This is a genomic window from Enterococcus sp. E4-150 (genome assembly GCF_035726465.1).
GTDB classification, from domain to species: domain Bacteria; phylum Bacillota; class Bacilli; order Lactobacillales; family Enterococcaceae; genus Enterococcus_B; species Enterococcus_B faecium.
The window spans coordinates 1-18,435 of record NZ_JAPRGK010000003.1; the positions used below are offsets into that span (position 1 = coordinate 1).

The following is an 18,435-nucleotide window of genomic DNA, read 5'->3' on the forward strand; positions in this document are numbered from 1 at the left end:
ATCAAGACGCCCTACACATTTGGTTTGTCTTACTTTGTTCAGTTTTCAAAGGTCTACTTCATCGGGAGTGTTTCCCGATTCGTTTTTGGCTGCCGTAGCAACTTTTATATCATATCAGAGAGACAAGCGATTGTCAACTCTTTTTTAAAAGTTTTTTTCGATTTCGTTTTTCGAAATCTTTCAGCAACTCATTTATCATAACTTATCGTTTGTTATTTGTCAAGAACTTTTTTGAAGTTTTTTTTCGATAGAATCAAGCTTCGCAAGTGGTTCTTTTTTAACGACTCAGTTATCTTATCATGTCGTTAGTAACATGTCAATAACTATTTTTTAAATTTTTTAGTAATGTGATATAACATCCACTTCAGAATCAACGCTGTTAAATTTATCATGTATTTCTTCCTTGGTCAACTATAAATTAAGCATTACTTTGTGAAATGATTTTTCGATCAATTATTATTATTCGTTATACAACCGTTTTCAACATATTTTGAAAATAAAATGCACTAAAAAACTATCTTTAGCAGAACATTTCATTGTATTTTTTGGACCAAACAATAAAAAAAGAAGTTTGAAAAAAATTCAAACTTCTTTGTTCGCTTAATCTGTATTTTAGAAGAAAGGCACTCCCTCTACTTCGTAAGTTCCAAGAACAGAGCGCATTTGACCTGGTTCTTCCCAAATATATCCTTCGCCTAATTCTTCTCTTTGATTCTTTTGTTCAGTTTCAAAGACAAACAACGGAACATTTTCCTCTTTAATATGTGTATTTGTCAATTCCATCAAACTAATCTTGCTAACATCGATATGAACTATTTCTTTTAAGAAATTAAGTATATTCGCTAAACCAGTCTTTCCTTCAGAAAGTTCCGCTAACGCAAATTCCAACTTGTCATCAATTGAATGGACCAAAAATTTTTTAGTACCATCCTCCAAATGCAACATAATTGTACCAGCAACTCTTTTGCTTGCCAAAATTTCCACCTCGATCAACTTGTTCTATGGCTTACATAAAAATTCTAGCACATTTTCAGAAAAAATACACTTTTTATTTCTTATTTTCTTTCCGTTCTAGTTCAGATAATGCTTCTTCTATCCAAATAGGTAACTGCTCCGCAATAGTGGTAAATCCGATCTTACGATTTTTATTCGTGAAATACCTTTTTCTGCGATATGGAACAGCTGGATTTGTTTTTTCTAACGTTCTTAAAGATAAACTGATTTTTTTGGAATATTCATCAATGTCGATGATCTGAACTGTTACTGGCTGTCCGACTTTTAACAATGAATGGATATTTTTCGTATAACCGGATTGTACTTCTGAAACATGAATAAGTCCTTGCGTCTCGTTATCAAGAGAAACGAATGCGCCATAAGGCTGTATCCCTGTCACTTTTCCTTCAATTATTTGTCCAATTTTATAAGTCATCTACTTCCCTCTCTTCGCATTTATCATTATACTGTAAATAGCTCAAAAAAAGAAGCGACGAAAATGACTGGAGGTCTTAAGATGATCGAATTTGATAAACAGATTTCAAGAAAAGATACAGAAAGTGTAAAATGGGACGCAATTGCTGAGACATATCAAATGGATGACTTACTTCCTTTGTGGGTAGCAGATATGGACTTCTTGTCTCCCGGTGGGGTAGCTAAAGCGTTTAGTGAATACATCAAACATGGAATCTTTGGTTATGCCACTCTGTCTGATAAACTATATCAGGCTATCATTCATTGGGAACGCCAACACCATGCTGTGGAGTTGACGAAAGAAAATATCGTTTTTACAAGTGGTGTGTTAACTAGTTTAGCTGCAGCAGTACAAACTTTTACAAAACCAGGCGATTCTATTTTGATTCATGACCCAGTTTATCCTCCATTTTCCTCTATTATAGAAACAAATCAACGTCACATCGTTCGAAGTTCTTTGCTAGAAAAAAATAATCATTTCATCATGGACTTGTCTGACATGGAGAAAAAAATCGAAGAAAACAATGTAAAAGCAATGATTTTATGCAATCCTCACAATCCTGGAGGGCGTGTTTGGAGCAAAGAAGAATTGAAACAGTTAAGCGAATTGTGTTTAAAACATCAAGTGATTCTGTTTAGTGACGAGATCCATCAAGATTTAACTTTATTCGATCATACATTTACTTCCATGCTAACGATTGATCCTAATTTAGATGATCTACTAGTTGCTTTTACTTCCGCAACCAAGACTTTCAATCTAGCTGCAATCAAAAATTCAATGGTATTTATCAAAAATCCAGAGATGAAAGCTGATTTTGAAAAACATTTAGTGATGAACCAACAGCACGAAATCAACACTTTTGGACTGATTGGAACCCAAGCGGCTTATGAGACGGGTGGAGAATGGTTAAGCCAACTGATTCCTTATCTAGAAAAAAATGTTCAAACAGTTAATCAGTTTTTTGAACAGTATCTTCCGAAAGTGAGAATAATGAACCCTGAAGGAACTTACTTAATGTGGTTAGATTTTACCGCCTATATTTCAGACGACCAAGAATTGGAGAACACTCTTGTTCGGAAAGGAAAAGTCGTATTAAATCCTGGCATCACGTTTGGTCCTTCCGGTCATGGGCATATGCGCTTGAATATTGCTTGTCCAGAAGAAACTTTACTGGAAGGACTTAATCGAATCAAGTATGCTTTAGAGACAATCGATTAAATCATTTATTCAAAATAAAAGGACGAGACCTTACTAGGTTTCGTCCTTTTTCATAATTACTCCGTACCATACCAAACTATTCTGAAATTTCAATTGTTTCAATCACTACATCATGTACAGGTCGGTCTTGTGGACCACGTTGTACATTTGCGATTTCATCTACTGTGTCCATCCCTTCTAGTACATGTCCAAAGACTGTATGTCGGAAATCTAGCCAAGGAGTTCCGCCACCTTTATACGCTTCAATGATTTCTGATGGGAATCCAGCACCTTCTAGTTGTCCAAGCATATTAGCTGGCACATTTGTGTTATTTACAATAAAGAATTGGCTTCCGTTTGTGTTTGGACCTGAATTTGCCATAGATAAAGCTCCGCGAAGGTTGAACAGTTCACGACTGAATTCATCTTCAAAACTTTCGCCATAAATACTTTCGCCACCCATTCCTGTTCCAGTTGGATCGCCGCCTTGGATCATGAAATCAGGAATAACGCGGTGAAAAATCACGCCATCATAATAACCTTTTTTGGAAAGTTCAATGAAATTTTGAACCGTCTTCGGTGCTAGTTCAGGGAATAATTGAACAGTAATGTCACCACGGTTTGTTTTGATAACAGCTTTTGGTCCTTTTTCACTTTTTAAATCTAGTTGTGGGAATGCCATATTGTTTCCTCCTAATATTTGCATACTTCATAATAATAATAACATAATACCTAACCTCTCGTAAAAATACTAGATTTGTTTTCTTTTATTTTTCATCACTAGATACATTCTATAACTTACCGTTTCGATTTCGAATTCAAACATTTTTGAGAAGCATTCTCAATTAAATTCTGCTATAGTGTGAAAAGGGAGGAATTTTTATGGAAATCTATGACATTACAATCATCGGTGCAGGTCCTGTAGGGATGTTTGCCGCTTTTTACGCAGGAATGCGCCAAGCTAAAACAAAAATCATTGACAGTCTACCTCAACTTGGTGGTCAATTAGCAACTTTGTATCCCGAAAAATATATTTACGATATTCCTGGGTATCCAGCAATAAAAGCAAGTGAATTAATCGATCAATTAGAAAAACAATTAACTACTTTTAACCATACATTCCATTTAAAAGAAGAAGTTCTCTCGCTTACTCGTGAAGACGAAGTTATCGAGATTACTACAAATAAAGGCATCCATTATTCCAAAGCAGTCATTTTAGCTTTAGGAAATGGTTCATTCCAGCCAAGAAAATTGAATTTAGATAATGCTGAATCATTTGAAAACCACGGATTGGATTATTTCGTGAATGATTTGATGAAGTATGCTGGAAAAAAAGTCGCTATTGCTGGAGGTGGTGATTCTGCTATCGATTGGGCGTTGATGTTAGAGCCTATTGCAAGCGAAGTTTACTTGATTCATCGTCGCCCGGAATTTCGTGCGCACGAACATAGTGTATCACGCTTGAAATCTTCATCTGTCAACTTGCTTACTCCCTATCTCATCGATGGATTATCAGGCAATAATGGGGAACTGACAGATATCCGGTTAAAAAAAGTGAAAAGTGACGAGACGATTGATTTGATGATTGATTCTCTGATCGTCAATTATGGATTCTCTTCTAATTTAGAACATCTTTCTTCTTGGGGACTTGATAGTACCAGAAATGCCATTACTGTAAAATCAGATATGTCTACTTCTATTCCAGGCGTTTATGCAGCTGGTGACATCTGTACCTATGAAGGAAAAGTGAAACTGATTGCTACTGGGCTCGGTGAAGCACCTACTGCAGTGAACAACGCTTTACACTATATTAATCCAAAGGAACGAACTCAGCCTGGTCACAGCACAAGCTTATACGATAAAAATCTTCGTCCTAGTTGATTTTTTATATCTCTTTGCATTTCAAGTTAAACCCGAAAGCAGTTTCTTGCATTTTTTTCATGTTCCGTTAACATGAAATAGAGAAAGAAAGAAAAAATAAAGGGGGAGCAATAATATGGTCGTCAAAACTGAGACTTTAGAAGAAAAGGCAAGAGAACTATTGAAGGAACGTGGCGTAACTGTAGAAGATATCGCACAACTTGTCATGTTTTTACAAAAAGACTATATTTCTGATTTGACTTTGGCGGATTGTACTGAAAGTGTCAACAGCGTGCTAACAAAGCGTGAAGTACATAACGCCATTATCACTGGAATCCAATTAGATATATTAGCAGAAAAGAAAAAATTGATGAGTCCGTTGCAACATATTATCGAAGATGACGAAGGCCTTTACGGTATCGATGAGATCCTAGCCTTGTCAATCGTGAATGTTTACGGTACGATCGGCTTTACGAATTATGGTTATATCGACAAGGTGAAACCTGGTATTTTAAAAGAACTAAACAGCCACGATGGCGTTCATGTCCATACCTTCTTAGATGATATCGTCGGAGCGATCGCCGCTGCTGCTGCCAGTCGATTAGCACACAAAGAACCAGAAAAAAGAAGTCGCCTTACTCAATAATTCAACAAAAAAAGAAAGAAAACGTCTATTTAGACGAGTTCTTTCTTTTTTGTTTGTTTCAAGCTATTTTTTCCTAAGAAAAGAAAAACAGCAAAAAATAATTCTAATAATACAAAAAATAAGATAAAGCTATGCATGAAAAATTCTTCTGGAAGTACATTGATGATTGGATCAGTAACGGGATCGAATAACCAGTCATCGTTGTTGAAAAACGTTTCATGAAAAAGGATAAAAAAGCGATCAAATCCTATCATCATGAAAAAACCGAAAACAACTGGCAGTAACATGCCGATTTGAAACGGACGAATCAACCGCCAAAGCCGATCATTCTTTTGCAAATATTTGATAAACAAAATACTCGGGATCAAAGTGATGAAAAACACAGCATAATCCACTAAAAACAAAATTTTCACTTCATAAAAGTGATGGGCTCCGCTAGCAGAAACTGGGAAATCTGGCAAGCTGAGGATGGTTTTGAAGGGATTATTGAGATAATTCATTAGGTGATCAAAATTTTTCAGTAATGTCTCTTGATCTAAAGAAGTATAATCCAAAATTTGCAAATGTCCGATATCAAATACGTATAGTGGTCGAAAGTTGATCGTCACACCAACTGCCAGACTGATCAGTGTCAGAAATAGGCTGAACAATCCAGCATATTCCATCCACTGCCATCTCGAATTTTTCATATTAGAAGCTCCATTCATCCAGTGATTGTTTCACATAGGTAGCTGGGATAGGCAACCCAGGTACATCTTCTTCTTTTGTAAAACCTGATAAAACGAGCAAAGTATCTATATTATTGCGTATCCCAGCTTGGATATCTGTTTCATAGTTATCTCCAACCATGATTACTTCTTCTTTTTGCAGCCCTAATACTTCAACGGCTTTATCCATAATGATGGCTTCTGGTTTTCCGATGTAGATCGGCGGCGTTTGGGTTGCTGTCTCTACAAAAGAGATGACTGACCCTGCTCCAGGAAGAAGGCCGCGTTCAGTAGGTATATTCTTATCTGGGTTCGTTCCAATGAAAGTAGCACCTTTTTGAATAGCAAGTGTTGCTTTAACTACTTTTTCATAGGTCAGATAATTATCTAAGCCTACCACTACATAGTCAGGAGCCTCTTCTTCCCATGTAAATCCGGCAGCTAAAATCAAGTCAATCAATCCTGCTTCTCCGATAACATAGACTTTTTTCCCTTTTCCATCTGCTTTCATAAAATCGATTGTTGCCAAAGTAGCTGTGTAGACTGTCTCTGGAGCTACATGAATGTCAAACTCATCTGCTAGACGATTAGCTACTGTTTCTGGTGACTTAGTCGTGTTATTGGTAACAAACAAGAAAGGTAATTTTCTTTTTTGCAATTCTTCCACAAATCGTTTACCGGCCGGTATGGGTTGTGTCCCACGATAAATCGTTCCGTCTAAATCAATTAAATATCCTTTATAGTCCATTCATCCACTACTCTTCCCTTTTTCTTATCGTAAATGCTGTTTTTGTTTTTTCTACTTGTTTAGGTTGTTCTTGTTTTTTTACTTTTTCAGAGGTTTTTGCTGACTCTGTTTTTCGATTTTTAATAACCGGTTTTTTGCGATTAGATGCGACTGGTCCTTTTTTCTCATCGATATACGCACGATTATGGTTTTTTTTCTTTTTTCGGCGCTGAGTTGTCTTTTCTTTTTTACCGCCGATTCTCTCGATGACAAAATACGCACAACCAAAATTGCAATATTCGTAAAGATAGTCTTCCAAGGAATCGATTCGCTGATCTGGATGCGCCCGTCGATTATCCGCTTGGAAAAATCCTTTTAGGCGTAGTTGTTCATAACCCCAATCTCCTACGATATAATCATATCGGGCTAGTACATCACTGTAACGTTCTCCAAGCTTTTCTGCATTAAATCCTTCACGATAATCGGACACAAGCCGATAATGTCTTTCACCTATCAAAAAATTACTGTCATCTAACAGTGTCACTAGCTCGCCTTTGACTTTTTCTGCTTTAGGCTCCTCAACGATTTCTTCCAAAGCAGCTGTCAGTTCTTCGGTGACTGTTGTTTCCTGTTCAGCTGATGATTTTTTCTTAGCAATTTCTGTTTTATGCTCAACGTTCTGCTGTTCATTTTGTTTTGCAGACATGCGTTCACCACCTATCTTTTTTATTATACCTTGTTTTTATTTGATTGGGTAGTGAGCTTTCAAGTAATCTCCTACCACACTTCGGATAAATTCAGGGAACAAAAATTCATTTTTTCCAGCAATCTCAATCGTTGGAAAAAATGGAACAAACATCAAATGATCTACGGTAGTAAAAGTATAATTTTTATTCAGATCGATTGGCTTGTTCTTCCAAAAGACTTGATGGTTAATAGAATCATATGTGATTCCATTATAGACCATCTGCCCAAAAATCTTACCGCGAAATCCCATTCCCTTCATAGGATAGTTACGTAAAAAGTTACGATTTTTTTCTATTTCTAAAACTAAGCGAATCAGATCATTTCCACCCAATGTGACATTTAACAAGTGCATCGGATGTGGCAACGCAGTGTGAAGCTGATCCTGATTGACCCGCCCTTTTGGAATTTCAGTTAAAAACAGACCACTGTTTAATATTGCTGCTTCCGTCTTTCCTCGTTCTTTCACCGCCTCAAGGGCGACTTGGATAAACGAATGCTCATTGAAGATATCTAGACTCAGAGAAAATGGCAAATCTGCTACTTCTTTTTCTTTTAATAATTCATGCCCACGTTCTAGATAACTATTTATTTCTTGTTCATCTTCTGTAAAAGCTGTCATTGTTTCGGTAGGGATGGCTTTGGCTGAATGCTTAAGGATTTTTTTCTCTTCATCGATGGTTAAATGGACTTCACCGACATACTGCCCGTACTTTCCAGCGGCTGCTATTTGGACATCATTGATTACATGACCTTCTCTGAATAAATGATGGGTGTGCGATCCTAAAATAACATCAATTGCTGGTATTTCTTTTGCAATTTGGAAATCATCCTGAATCCCGAGATGACTCATCAAAACTAAAACATCCACTTGTGAACGTAAATCTTCGACTAATTCTGGCAAAATATCATAAGGATTCCGTATGTCCCAGCCATTCGGATTATAAGTAAGCGGAAATGGAGCAGTAAATGCAATTAGTCCGATTTTCGTCTGGTGTTTCGTTGTAATAATTTTATATGGTTTCGTCCATGCCGGTGGCTGGAGCGTATTTTTATCGAATAAGTTATCCAGGATGATATCAAACTCAGCATGATCGTATAAATGATTCAGCTCTTCTTTGGAATTTCCTACGCCTTCATTGTTTCCTATCGTCGCTGCATCATAACCAACTTCATTCATCAGCAAGATATTTTCCTGTCCATTCGTTGCTTCTGACAATGGATGCCAACGATCCACAAAATCACCTAGATCTACTGCAATCGTTGTCGTTTTTTCTTTCTTTTCGTTTTCTCGTTTACGTTGATCCAAAAACCTTCTGATCCTTGGCCAATTTTCTAAATGAGAATGCAGATCATTCGTATGTAAAATCACTATTTTTTCCATGTACCCTCTCGCCTCTCTTTATCTTTATCATACCATAGGCAGCTTTTTCTTCCATTGAAACAAGCTCTATTTCAGAGTTTTTCCTGCCTTGAAGCAAATTGTATAAGTACAATATTCGATAAATCAGTCTGGCTAAAAAATCAGGAACATTCATTTTTACAGTACTATAAAAATAAAAAAAAACAGACCCGAAAGTCTGTTGCCGTTTCATTATAATCAGACACATGGCGGAACCTGCTTAGTGCTGCTTCCTTCCAGACCTGACACGCTTCACAAGCCCACCATTGTCCTAGCCTTTCGGCAAAGAATAGTATACCTTATTTTTCATTCGTTGACCAGTCTTTTTTTAATTTCTTTTTTCGCTGGCGGAGCTTTCGGAAAAAGTCAGTCAAAATCATCCCACATTCGTCTTCTAAAATGCCACCTTCTACATATGCTTGGTGGTTAAACCGCTCGTCCTCCAAAAGATTCATCAAGGTACCGGCTGTTCCGCCTTTTGGATCATACGCACCGAAATAAACTTCTGCTACACGAGACAAAATCATCGCGCCGCTGCACATAGGACAAGGCTCTAAGGTAACAAAAAGTGCGGCATCTTCCAAGCGCCAGCTTCCCACTTTTTCACAGGCTTCCTTGATTGCAAGCATTTCTGCATGTGTAGTAGCATCTTGCGTGGTTTCTCTAAGGTTATATCCTCTTCCAATCACTTTTCCATCCAATACAACCACTGCTCCAATCGGAACTTCATGAAGCATTTCTGCTTTCTTTGCTTCTGCCAATGCAAGGCGCATCCATTTTTCTTTTTCTACTGCATCAAGATTTGTATTTACCAATTACCCTTCCCTGCCTTTGTTTTTTCTTGTTTTACTTTAGCATATGATAAAAAGGCTGTAACTAACTTTTTTTTCTATGGTAAAATAAATACAAGAGGTGAACAAGATGAAAATGGATAAATTACTTGCTCTTTACCCACAAGCACAGAAAAAAAACTCTCCAGCATCAGAAGCGGATATCCTTTCTTTTGCAATTGATGATGCTTTTATCTGGATCAAACAAGATTCATTATCTCAACAAGAAACCAGCCTTTTGAAAGCGTTATTCCCTGTAATCAACGATCAAAAAAAACACCCATGGTATCAATATCTTTTTAAAGATGCTTCTTGTGTTCAAGAAAAAAGTTTTCGTTTGATCCAGCTTCACGTCGAATCAAAAGGAGAATTCTTAAAAAAAGAATGGCAAGATACTATTTTGGAATTATTTCGCTATTCTTCTGATTTCTTTTTTTATACAGACACAGATGCGCTCTTAGTCGAACAAATAAACCGTGATTATCTTGATGCTACTGAAATCAACGGTATTTTTCTATCTTTAGATGCTGATTTTGATACGACAACGTCTGTATTCGTTGGTTCTTTCCATTCACCTGGCACCGACCTCGTCCCTTTGTTTGCTGAAGAAAGAAAAATTTTTTTAACAGAGCAAAACAATCTTTATACTCACAGCCGTACTTTTTCTATGCAAGATGTGGCTTTACATTACTATACAAAAGATACTGTAAAAGATAGTAAGTTGATCAAAAGTTACATAGAACTGATCAAACAAAATGAAATGGAAGTGATCATTCAAGAATTATGGAATGAATTAGGCAATGTCAGCTCTGCTGCAAAAACACTGTTTCTTCATCGTAATACTCTAAAATATCGAATCGAAAAATTTCAAGAACAGTCTGGTTTCAATCTAAAAAAAGCCAACGATTTACTGTTTTGCTATCTTTTATTGATTCATGAACATAATTAAAGATAGATTAAAGGGGTTGTGACAATAATTTTGTCACAACCCCTTATTTCGAATGAATAGTGTTCAAAAGCTAGTTTCTCTTACATCATTTTTTCAACAAAATGCATTAGCCGGTCTTTTACATCTTCGGTTGAATCTTTGATCGAATCACCATAAACAGAGATTTTCTTTTTTCCTGATTTGATTTTTGCTAACATTCCCATCAAAGAATCCAAGTCACTATCTGAAAGACCATCTACGATTTCTAGTAATTTTTCATTTCCATCAAATTTGTCATAGACGAATTTTTTTACTTTCGTCCGAGTAGTCATATGATGGATCTTTTCCATTACTTTTCCCGATACAACGACTGCTGTCGCTACACTGGCAGCGGCTGCTACGCTTAATCCGATTGTTACTTTTGTTGATGTTTTCATAAGTATCAGCTCCTTTTTATCTATCTCCATCATAGCATAGACAAAAAAATAAACGAACTAATCCACTCAGTGAAATCTCAATCCTTTAGGGAAAAAGTTCTTTACTGTTCCTTTTACTTGTTTCCCAAATCCGACAGGTATCTTATCTAATACTAGCAAAACCCATCCTTGATTCCCATCACGTTGAAATGTTTCTCCTGCTGTGTAAGATTGCCATTCCTTTTGAGTGATCGGCAAGCAAGGTATATTCTCTATCTTTTTTGTAGCAAGCGCTAATGCATAGCTAGGTTCAAATCGATTCTTTTTGAAATCTCCTAAATGCAAACCTGTACGTACGACTTTTAAACCATCGAGAGAAGGGGCTAACTCAGGAACTTCCCAAAGATGGTCGTTGAACACTAAAAGTCTTCCAGTAGCTTCATAATGAAAATCATTTGAAAACTCCGTCCAGAGTTTTTCCTGCTCTTTTGTCATTTGCACTTTACTTTTTTTTCGTGTCTTCTTTTCTTTATGCATCTGATTTTGTCCATGAAAAGTCAGCTTTGCAACAAAATGTCCTTCACCCTGATCTTTATGAGGCCATATACGTATTGTTTTTTCCAAACCAGCTACGCTTCCCCATTCAGAACGTCCTGAACTAACGGATTGAGTCAAAGGAATCTCCTCAATCGTTACTGGATAATTTTCTACAAGCCAGCTAATGATCTCTTCATTTTCTTCTGGTGCAAACGTACAAGTCGAATAAATCAGTTGTCCTTTATTTTTTAGCATTTTTATTGCTGAAGACAAAATCTCTTGCTGACGTTTTTGACAGTATAGCGGAGATTCTTCTGTCCACTCTTTTATTGCATTTGGATCTTTTCGGAACATTCCTTCTCCTGAACAAGGAGCATCAACCACGATCCGATCAAAAAAGCCCGAAAAATGAGGGACAAGTTCTGCGGGTGCATGATTTGTCACTATTGCGTTCGAAACTCCCCATCGTTCTATATTTTCTGATAAAATCTTCGCACGTTTCGGAAAGATCTCATTCGTCACTAATAACCCTTTCCCCTTCATTTGAGCAGCTAATTGGGTTGATTTACCACCGGGAGCCGCACACAAATCCAAAACTTTTTCACCGGGTTTTGCTGCAGCAGCTGTTCCAACGATCATTGCACTTGGTTCTTGGCTATATTCATACCCAGCTTGATGGAGGAAAGACTTTCCATTGACAGTGCCAAGAAATCCCTCATTACTGTAGGGAGCGGGTTGTAATTCTTCGCTATGGTAAGTTTGGACCATGTCCAATCCTGCCGGTTTTAGTGGATTCCACCGAAATCCTTTTTTCACGCTTCCTTGTTCAAGCGCAGAAAAAAAATCGGATGCTTCTTCGCCTAAAAGAAGACGATATTTTTTGATAAATTGCTGTGGTAACGTTGTCGCTTCCTCCTTCATTCCAATGTTTCGTTAGACATTTTACAATCTTTTTTACGAAAAATAAAGGTGGCTGATCTACTTTTTCATGTTGCTGCCTAAGGTGACTGTTCCTTTAAGATATTTTCCAAGTATTCATCCGTCACCTCGTTTTTATCCCCAACAGCGTTCATCATTTCAAGAAAATCTTGAGAAGAATCATCTGAGCGCAAACTTCCCAATGCATTAAGCCATACCAATTCAAGCGACTTTTCTTCTTTGATCTTCGTGTGACCTTTGACATATGAGAAAAATGGCCGCTTAAATAGCGAATCCATGTCTAAATCAGATTTTGCAATGATTTCACGAATACTTTCATGGATAGAAAAAAAATCTTTCAATAAGTAGACAATGCTTAAAACATCATCGGAACTGCATTCAGCTAAGTAGTTTTCAAAATAAACAGTGATTTCTTCTAATATCTTCTCTTTTAACCCGCTGATTGATTTGAAATGTGTATAAATCGGGTATGTAGAACAACCGCAGAACTCTGCTAACTCTCTTGCAGTAATTGACTTCATTCCATATTCTTCCACGTATACCATACTTTTGAACAGCAAATATTCTTTACTATAATTTGTTACTCTCCCCATCATTCTTACCTCCGTCTCTTTTCATCTACCCATAAATAAATAACATAAATAATTATAAAAAATGCTATTGATAATTATCAAAATATATTTAGTTATATCCATTAAAAATCAATTTTTTCGCCTTAAAAACAAGAATATCTTGACAAAATGCCCTAGGAAATAAACAATAGAATAAACAAGGTAACAAAAAAATTAAATAACGTTATATAAAAAAGAAGGCGACACTCTGTGAGAATAACACAGACTGAAATGACTTTCCATTCACAGTTTTTGTCTAACTATATACAAAAACAGAATAAAAAGGAGGTATTTATGCTAATTGAAGCAAGAAAAAAAGAGTTACTTGTTCTACAAATGGTCATTCAAAAAAATAATTGTTCTTTACAAGAATTATCCAATGACTTACATATTCCAAAACGGACAATCAAAGAACTGATCCGAAAAATAAATGTATCACTCAAGCAATTTTTATTGATTGATGAATTTATTTATTCTAATCATAAAGGAGAGATCCAAACCAAAGAAACCGATCAAACTAAAAAGTTAGCTGTTTTTTCTAAGTTAAAATTATGCTACCTAAAAGAATCCAATCGTTTTAACTATTTGATGTTACTAATCAATTATCCACAAACTGCTGTACCAAAAAAATATTTACTTGAACAACTTTATATATCGCCCTCCTATCTCGAAAAACTGACAAAACAGCTCAATCATTCCTTAAAAAAATTCCATTTACGGATCCTATCTGTAAAAAATTGCTGTACTCTTGAAGGAAATGAGTTATCTATCCGTCTCTATCTTTACTTTTTTCTTTCAGATACATTTGGAGGTAACGATTGGCCATTTTCCTCACTTGAATTAAATGCACTAAAAATGAACAGTACAGATGAGCAAATAGAAAAAATTTCAAAACAAGAAAAAAATATCTACTTGCTGTTAACTTTATTCATATTACGAAACAAACAACAGGCATATTTTCCAAAAACTTCTTCTGAAATCACTGAATTGATGGACTTATTGCAGCATACACATGATTATTCAGAATAATTTACTTCTTTTTCAGTGAGTTGTCCTTGTGAAGAGACAGAAACAGAGAGAGCCTACTTTAATTATTTTTTCTATTGTTTTTTTCCAAATCAAATCTCTTTTCGACAAAAACAGGAGATTGGTTTCTTATTTTCCACAAGCAAAAACCTTATTTGTCGACAAGTCGGTCAATTGATGACTTACTTAACTCAACAGTTTCCTCTCAACCATTTAGAAAATAAAATACCAATTTATTTTTATTTTCTTGTGTTGGCAGTTGTTTTTTTCGAACTGTTGGGTGAATCCAGCAGTAGTTTTTCTACACTTTGCTTTCCAGAAGCCACGTCCAATCATTCTAGTTCTTTTATACAGGAAAAGAACTTAAGAGAAAAAATCGATACAATTTTTTCAAAAAATGGGGAAAGAAACCAAATCAGTCAATACCTTAGTCAATTGATCCAACACTTACTACAAACAGAAACGAAAGAGCAGTTACTCATCCATTTACAGATAACCAAACAGTTTACAGGAAATTATCATCTTCAAAGCCATTTGCAGCAGTTATTTCTCAAAGATGCTGTTAAAATTACCGCATATTCAGAACATGCTGATTTGATCATTACAGATCAGCATGAGAAAATTTCAGATGAAACGGAGACTTTCTATCTGGATACAACGCACAATACAGTGTTATTTGGCGAGTTAATAAAAGCGGTTCATGAACTGTATATGAAAAAAGGTTATGAGAACAAAACAAAGAGGATGTGACAAAATTCTTGTCACATCCTCTTATTCCAAATAAATGGTATTCAATCAGCTAACTCTCGGTATTAGCTCAGATCAAAGCGCTGATTTCACAACTTCTTTATTTTAATCTCTTCGGTTGCCGCCGAACAATAAGATCAAGCGCAACAGCTGCAGGAATGTCGAAAGCGCTGCTGCAACATAAGTCAGTGCTGCTGCAAATAATACGTGTCTTGCCATCGGTACTTCTTCTTCCGTCAGTAGTCCGCCTTCACTCAAAATTTGGATTGCTCGCCGAGACGCGTTAAATTCGACTGGTAATGTCACCAATTGGAAAAGTAATGCTAAAGAAAAAGCGAAAATCCCGATATTGATTAACGTAGAGTTCCAGCTAAGCAATACACCTACCATAATCAAGGGGAACGAAATCATCGAACCAAAGTTAGCTGCTGGAACAAGTGCTGCACGAATCTTCAATGGGACATAACCCGAAGCATCTTGTACCGCATGTCCGCATTCATGAGCTGCTACACCTATCGCAGCAACTGAAGTAGACTGTGCAGTTGCTTGAGACAAACTCAACATCTTATTACCTGAATTGTAGTTATCTGTGAGATCTCCGGCAATTTGTTGAACACCGACATTATTTATCTGTTGACTTTGTAATATATATTGTGCTGCTTGTGTACCAGTCACATTGTTTTTGCTTCTCACTTGATCGTATTTTCGGAAAGTACTATTGACGTACGCTGACGCAATTCCGGAAATAACTAATCCAAGAATGACCAAAAGAAATGTCGGATCTAAAAAACCATACATTCCATAACCATACATTTTCGTTTCACTCCTTTTCGTTTACTTTATTTTATCATTAGTAGTAGGAAAAGAATGTGAAAAGACCTTGAATATTCTTTAATTCTTTTTCACAAATTCCGATTTCAGTTTCATCGGTCCAAATCCTTCTACCTTGCAATCGATATTATGATCGCCTTCTACTAATCGGATGTTCTTGACTTTTGTTCCTTGTTTAATGGCACCTGACGCACCTTTTACTTTCAAGTCTTTAATCACTGTCACGCTATCGCCCTCTAACAGACGGTTTCCATTTGCATCTAATACCACTAATCCGTCTTCTATGACAGTTTCTTGTTCTTCTTTGTTCCATTCGTTCCCGCATTCTGGGCAAATCAACAAGCCTCGATCTTCATATGTGTACTCTGAGCCACATTCTGGGCAATTTGGTAATGTCATCTTCTTTCTCCTTTAAAATCTTTAGTGAGCACTATTGTAACGGAAAAAGAAGATCTTGAAAAGATACATTTGTGATTTTTACTACAAAAGGCACGTTTTCGAACGAAGTATCATTCTGTTTTTCTGCTCTTATACGATTGGCATATATCTTGGATCTCTTTATAGATTTCCTCTACTTCTGCTAAATCTTTTGCATTCGCACCACTTGCTAATGGATGGCCTCCTCCATGATGGCGTTTAGCCAATTCATTGATGATCGGCCCCTTAGAACGTAAACGTACGCGGTAATACCCTGAAGGCTGCTGAACAAAAATCCCCCAAGCCAGCACTTCGTCAATCACTCCAGGAAGTGAAACGATCGAAGCTGTCTCTGAATCATCGATTCCATATTTATCAAGAATTTCTTGCGGAAGGATTATTCTTCCTGCACCATTTTCATCCACCTGGATATTTTGATAAAGATAACCGGAAAGTTTAGCGACTTTCATCGGCATTTGTTCAATCTCTCTGTTCAAAGCACTTGCATCAAATGGATAATTTCTCAATATCGAAGCAATCTCTAATGTACGGGACGTCGTGGAGGGATACAAAAAGCGCCCTGTATCTCCGACGATTCCTGCATAAAGTAACCGTGCAGCCTTAACGTTCATCTTTAAAGATTCAGGAAACATCAAAGCAAATTCTGCAATCATCTCACTACAGCTACTTGCTTTTGTATTTACCCACACAAGATCTCCATAAGGGTCATCATTGGGATGATGGTCGATTTTGATCAGTTTTTCTGCCAACTGATATCTTTGATCACTGATTCTGGGTGAATTAGCTGTATCAGTCACGATGACTAGCGCTCCTTGGTAGAAGACATCTTCAACTTCTTGCATTTCTGCTAAAAAGCGAAGCCCTTCAATCGTTTCACCTACTTGACGTATTTCTTTTTCTGGGAAACTTTCCCGTAATAGTTCGGCTAATCCTACTTGTGATCCTAATGCATCAGGATCAGGGCGCAAATGCCTGTGGATAATGATTTTATCGTATTTTTTTATTGTATCTACTATTTCTTGCTGTACTGTCATTTCACTCCTGCTTTCTAAGAACGTTCCATTACTTGACAAACAACGATTGCTTTGGAAACGATGGTGTTTTCAATAAACACTTCGATATCCAGTTTAGCGGAACGTCTGCCGATTTCCAATACACGTGGACGAATGTCTAATTCGCTTTCCAATTGGATCAGCCGCAAATAATGTAGGTTCACTTGTTCAATCAAGATATTTCGTTTTTGGTTCATCACCATTGTTTTTTGTGCGACATCAGAAATGATTTCGCTAAGTACGCCAAAAGAAATGGTTCCAACGCCATTGACCATTTGTGGTGCTACTACGAATTTGAACTTAGGGTTTTCCAAACGATTTCCTTCACGGTCAGTATCAATCGTATGGATATTTCCAGATATCTGATCCGAAATCGTATCTGCAATCTGCGGTTGTCGCTGGACAAGCTGCATCGCTTTCATTACATCTTGCCGGGTAATCAAGCCTTCCAATGTCAAGTCATCGGAAACGACCGGCATGACTTCTAGCCCATCCCAGATCATTTGATGGCTAACAGAGGCAATACTCATTGTTTTCTTTACACTGATTGGTTCTTTCGTCATCACCCGATCGATGATCTGGTTTGGCGATTTCCCTAAAACATCTTTTGCCGTAACAATCCCCATCAAACGATGATGGCGGTTGACGACTGGAAAACGCGAATGCTGCGTTTCTTCTGACAAACGCTGATAATCAGAAATCGTATCTGTCTGCTGCAAATAATGAGTCTTTTCAGCTGGCATATAGATATCACTGACAAGCATGATATCTTTTTTGATCAATTGGTCGCTTAACGCTCGGTTGATCATGGTTGCGACTGTAAATGTATCATAAGAGGTGCGTAAGATCGGCATTTCAAGATCATCAGCTAGCTTTGCAATCTCAGCAGTCGTATTGAATCCTCCTGTGATCAATACTGCGGCGCCATCTTCCAATGCTAATTTTTGGACTTCCGCCCGGTTGCCGACGATCATTAGTGATCCTGGCGTAATATAGCGTTCCATGGCATGTTTAGTCATCGCGCCGATGACGAATTTATTCAAGACCTTGTCTAATCCTGCCGCCCCGCCTAAAACGTCCCCTTCAATGATCCTGACGACCTCGCCAAATGTCAAACGTTCAATATGTTTTTTTAATTTGCGTTCGATACGGATGGTCCCTACTCGTTGAATTGTTGAAACTAGTCCGACATTTTCTGCATCTTTGATTGCACGGTACGCTGTTCCTTCACTGACATTCAATTCTTTTGCGATGCTTCTTACAGAAATTCGATTGCCAACAGGTAAACTTTCAATATATTCTAAAATCAAATCATGTTTTGTCGCCATT

At 37.0% G+C, this 18,435-nt stretch carries 19 protein-coding genes, 1 other RNA gene and 1 pseudogene; 5 read left to right on the plus strand and 16 right to left on the minus strand.

Annotated features, from left to right (window positions below; translation table 11 throughout):
- Nucleotides 1–612 precede the first annotated feature (612 nt).
- Together OZ002_RS03415 and OZ002_RS03420 are read right to left on the minus strand one after the other, a co-directional pair.
- Nucleotides 613–975, minus strand: coding sequence for a hypothetical protein (locus OZ002_RS03415; protein WP_002287172.1), 363 nt, complete (start codon nt 973–975; stop codon nt 613–615).
- 73 nt (nt 976–1,048) lie between these two features.
- Nucleotides 1,049–1,429, minus strand: a complete 381-nt coding sequence (locus OZ002_RS03420; protein ID WP_002287231.1) for a CvfD/Ygs/GSP13 family RNA-binding post-transcriptional regulator — start codon at nt 1,427–1,429, stop codon at nt 1,049–1,051.
- Nucleotides 1,430–1,510: 81 nt separating this feature from the next.
- Between OZ002_RS03420 and OZ002_RS03425 the strand changes: the two genes are divergently transcribed.
- Nucleotides 1,511–2,686, plus strand: a complete 1,176-nt coding sequence (locus OZ002_RS03425; protein WP_002296072.1) for a MalY/PatB family protein — start codon at nt 1,511–1,513, stop codon at nt 2,684–2,686.
- A gap of 76 nt (nt 2,687–2,762) precedes the next feature.
- On the opposite strand, the gene OZ002_RS03430 is transcribed toward OZ002_RS03425, so the two are convergent.
- Complete coding sequence (locus OZ002_RS03430; RefSeq protein ID WP_002287167.1) at nt 2,763–3,347, minus strand: peptidylprolyl isomerase; 585 nt, start codon at nt 3,345–3,347, stop codon at nt 2,763–2,765.
- Nucleotides 3,348–3,547: 200 nt separating this feature from the next.
- Between OZ002_RS03430 and OZ002_RS03435 the strand changes: the two genes are divergently transcribed.
- Complete coding sequence (locus tag OZ002_RS03435; RefSeq protein WP_002296073.1) at nt 3,548–4,546, plus strand: NAD(P)/FAD-dependent oxidoreductase; 999 nt, start codon at nt 3,548–3,550, stop codon at nt 4,544–4,546.
- A gap of 115 nt (nt 4,547–4,661) precedes the next feature.
- Entirely contained in the window at nt 4,662–5,171 is a 510-nt protein-coding gene (locus OZ002_RS03440; protein ID WP_002287163.1) for a phosphatidylglycerophosphatase A family protein, read from the plus strand.
- Nucleotides 5,172–5,200: 29 nt separating this feature from the next.
- Here OZ002_RS03440 and OZ002_RS03445 read toward each other — a convergent pair whose 3' ends face one another.
- The 6 genes from OZ002_RS03445 to tadA all read right to left on the minus strand — a co-directional run bounded on the left by OZ002_RS03445 (nt 5,201) and on the right by tadA (nt 9,566).
- Entirely contained in the window at nt 5,201–5,860 is a 660-nt protein-coding gene (locus OZ002_RS03445) for a TIGR01906 family membrane protein (RefSeq protein WP_002287161.1), read from the minus strand.
- Nucleotide 5,861: 1 nt separating this feature from the next.
- Nucleotides 5,862–6,626: a TIGR01457 family HAD-type hydrolase gene (locus OZ002_RS03450; RefSeq protein ID WP_002287159.1), complete on the minus strand. Its 765-nt coding sequence runs from the start codon at nt 6,624–6,626 to the stop codon at nt 5,862–5,864.
- Nucleotides 6,627–6,633: 7 nt separating this feature from the next.
- Nucleotides 6,634–7,311: a YutD family protein gene (locus OZ002_RS03455; RefSeq protein WP_002287156.1), complete on the minus strand. Its 678-nt coding sequence runs from the start codon at nt 7,309–7,311 to the stop codon at nt 6,634–6,636.
- 36 nt (nt 7,312–7,347) lie between these two features.
- Complete coding sequence (locus OZ002_RS03460; protein ID WP_002307275.1) at nt 7,348–8,733, minus strand: bifunctional metallophosphatase/5'-nucleotidase; 1,386 nt, start codon at nt 8,731–8,733, stop codon at nt 7,348–7,350.
- A gap of 209 nt (nt 8,734–8,942) precedes the next feature.
- Nucleotides 8,943–9,029, minus strand: an RNA gene (gene ffs, locus OZ002_RS03465) — signal recognition particle sRNA small type.
- Nucleotides 9,030–9,050: 21 nt separating this feature from the next.
- On the minus strand, nt 9,051–9,566 hold the full coding sequence (tadA, locus tag OZ002_RS03470; protein WP_002287154.1) for a tRNA adenosine(34) deaminase TadA: 516 nt from the start codon (nt 9,564–9,566) through the stop codon (nt 9,051–9,053).
- Nucleotides 9,567–9,672: 106 nt separating this feature from the next.
- Between tadA and OZ002_RS03475 the strand changes: the two genes are divergently transcribed.
- Nucleotides 9,673–10,530, plus strand: a complete 858-nt coding sequence (locus OZ002_RS03475; RefSeq protein WP_002318467.1) for a helix-turn-helix domain-containing protein — start codon at nt 9,673–9,675, stop codon at nt 10,528–10,530.
- A gap of 80 nt (nt 10,531–10,610) precedes the next feature.
- Here OZ002_RS03475 and OZ002_RS03480 read toward each other — a convergent pair whose 3' ends face one another.
- The 3 genes from OZ002_RS03480 to OZ002_RS03490 all read right to left on the minus strand — a co-directional run bounded on the left by OZ002_RS03480 (nt 10,611) and on the right by OZ002_RS03490 (nt 12,997).
- Nucleotides 10,611–10,946 carry a hypothetical protein gene (locus OZ002_RS03480; RefSeq protein ID WP_002287147.1) on the minus strand — a complete coding sequence of 112 codons (336 nt, stop codon included), beginning with the start codon at nt 10,944–10,946 and terminating at the stop codon, nt 10,611–10,613.
- 66 nt (nt 10,947–11,012) lie between these two features.
- On the minus strand, nt 11,013–12,383 hold the full coding sequence (locus OZ002_RS03485; protein WP_002287145.1) for an RsmF rRNA methyltransferase first C-terminal domain-containing protein: 1,371 nt from the start codon (nt 12,381–12,383) through the stop codon (nt 11,013–11,015).
- Between the two features lie 77 nt (nt 12,384–12,460).
- Nucleotides 12,461–12,997 (minus strand): TetR/AcrR family transcriptional regulator, encoded by a 537-nt coding sequence (locus OZ002_RS03490; RefSeq protein WP_002307271.1) that lies wholly within the window; start codon nt 12,995–12,997, stop codon nt 12,461–12,463.
- 309 nt (nt 12,998–13,306) lie between these two features.
- On the opposite strand from OZ002_RS03490, the pseudogene OZ002_RS03495 reads away from it, so the two are divergent.
- A pseudogene (locus tag OZ002_RS03495) lies at nt 13,307–14,788 on the plus strand (helix-turn-helix domain-containing protein).
- A gap of 102 nt (nt 14,789–14,890) precedes the next feature.
- Here OZ002_RS03495 and OZ002_RS03500 read toward each other — a convergent pair.
- The 4 genes from OZ002_RS03500 to OZ002_RS03515 all read right to left on the minus strand — a co-directional run bounded on the left by OZ002_RS03500 (nt 14,891) and on the right by OZ002_RS03515 (nt 18,434).
- On the minus strand, nt 14,891–15,598 hold the full coding sequence (locus OZ002_RS03500) for a zinc metallopeptidase (protein ID WP_002287139.1): 708 nt from the start codon (nt 15,596–15,598) through the stop codon (nt 14,891–14,893).
- 78 nt (nt 15,599–15,676) lie between these two features.
- Nucleotides 15,677–16,015 carry a zinc ribbon domain-containing protein YjdM gene (locus OZ002_RS03505; RefSeq protein WP_002287137.1) on the minus strand — a complete coding sequence of 113 codons (339 nt, stop codon included), beginning with the start codon at nt 16,013–16,015 and terminating at the stop codon, nt 15,677–15,679.
- Nucleotides 16,016–16,125: 110 nt separating this feature from the next.
- Entirely contained in the window at nt 16,126–17,088 is a 963-nt protein-coding gene (locus OZ002_RS03510) for a DHH family phosphoesterase (protein ID WP_002287135.1), read from the minus strand.
- Between the two features lie 14 nt (nt 17,089–17,102).
- Nucleotides 17,103–18,434, minus strand: a complete 1,332-nt coding sequence (locus OZ002_RS03515) for a DRTGG domain-containing protein (protein ID WP_002287134.1) — start codon at nt 18,432–18,434, stop codon at nt 17,103–17,105.
- Between the last annotated feature and the right edge of the window lies 1 nt (nt 18,435).

Excerpts from the sequence above, each read along its gene's own strand:
- OZ002_RS03435 (WP_002296073.1), top strand. The coding sequence starts at position 3,548 with ATGGAAATCTATGACATTACAATCATCGGTGCAGGTCCTGTAGGGATG.
- OZ002_RS03455 (WP_002287156.1), bottom strand. The coding sequence starts at position 7,311 with ATGTCTGCAAAACAAAATGAACAGCAGAACGTTGAGCATAAAACAGAA.
- OZ002_RS03450 (WP_002287159.1), bottom strand. The coding sequence starts at position 6,626 with ATGGACTATAAAGGATATTTAATTGATTTAGACGGAACGATTTATCGT.
- OZ002_RS03430 (WP_002287167.1), bottom strand. The coding sequence starts at position 3,347 with ATGGCATTCCCACAACTAGATTTAAAAAGTGAAAAAGGACCAAAAGCT.
- OZ002_RS03440 (WP_002287163.1), top strand. The coding sequence starts at position 4,662 with ATGGTCGTCAAAACTGAGACTTTAGAAGAAAAGGCAAGAGAACTATTG.
- OZ002_RS03475 (WP_002318467.1), top strand. The coding sequence starts at position 9,673 with ATGAAAATGGATAAATTACTTGCTCTTTACCCACAAGCACAGAAAAAA.
- OZ002_RS03420 (WP_002287231.1), bottom strand. The coding sequence starts at position 1,429 with ATGACTTATAAAATTGGACAAATAATTGAAGGAAAAGTGACAGGGATA.
- OZ002_RS03515 (WP_002287134.1), bottom strand. The coding sequence starts at position 18,434 with ATGGCGACAAAACATGATTTGATTTTAGAATATATTGAAAGTTTACCT.
- OZ002_RS03485 (WP_002287145.1), bottom strand. The coding sequence starts at position 12,383 with ATGAAGGAGGAAGCGACAACGTTACCACAGCAATTTATCAAAAAATAT.
- OZ002_RS03425 (WP_002296072.1), top strand. The coding sequence starts at position 1,511 with ATGATCGAATTTGATAAACAGATTTCAAGAAAAGATACAGAAAGTGTA.
- OZ002_RS03490 (WP_002307271.1), bottom strand. The coding sequence starts at position 12,997 with ATGATGGGGAGAGTAACAAATTATAGTAAAGAATATTTGCTGTTCAAA.
- OZ002_RS03500 (WP_002287139.1), bottom strand. The coding sequence starts at position 15,598 with ATGTATGGTTATGGAATGTATGGTTTTTTAGATCCGACATTTCTTTTG.
- OZ002_RS03445 (WP_002287161.1), bottom strand. The coding sequence starts at position 5,860 with ATGAAAAATTCGAGATGGCAGTGGATGGAATATGCTGGATTGTTCAGC.
- OZ002_RS03460 (WP_002307275.1), bottom strand. The coding sequence starts at position 8,733 with ATGGAAAAAATAGTGATTTTACATACGAATGATCTGCATTCTCATTTA.
- OZ002_RS03480 (WP_002287147.1), bottom strand. The coding sequence starts at position 10,946 with ATGAAAACATCAACAAAAGTAACAATCGGATTAAGCGTAGCAGCCGCT.
- OZ002_RS03510 (WP_002287135.1), bottom strand. The coding sequence starts at position 17,088 with ATGACAGTACAGCAAGAAATAGTAGATACAATAAAAAAATACGATAAA.
- OZ002_RS03505 (WP_002287137.1), bottom strand. The coding sequence starts at position 16,015 with ATGACATTACCAAATTGCCCAGAATGTGGCTCAGAGTACACATATGAA.